A 245-nucleotide genomic window follows, 5' to 3' on the forward strand; every position below is an offset into this window, starting at 1 on the left:
CCCCCTGCCTATATTTGGAGAGCGTGAGGGCAAATTCGCTGTGCGATATCTGCGCCATTTTATTCGCGTGGCGCAAGAATTACCGAGTGTTCCGCGATTGACAGATCAGCAGATTGAAGCACTCGATATGGTCGACCGGCTTTGCATGAGCGAAGAATGCTTGGTTCGTATGCCATTTGAGCCAGGCGATATCCAATGGCTCAACAACTTTGTCGCCTTTCACGGGCGTGCGGCCTACGAAGATG

At 52.2% G+C, this 245-nt stretch carries 1 protein-coding gene; it reads left to right on the plus strand.

What is annotated here, in order from left to right:
* Positions 1–40 precede the first annotated feature (40 nt).
* Positions 41–245, plus strand: a 205-nt coding sequence (locus HBA93_RS22780) for a TauD/TfdA family dioxygenase (RefSeq protein ID WP_221724747.1), incomplete at its 3' end; no start/stop codon positions are given.

Source organism: Ochrobactrum sp. SFR4, assembly GCF_019730395.1.
Lineage (GTDB): Bacteria > Pseudomonadota > Alphaproteobacteria > Rhizobiales > Rhizobiaceae > Pseudochrobactrum.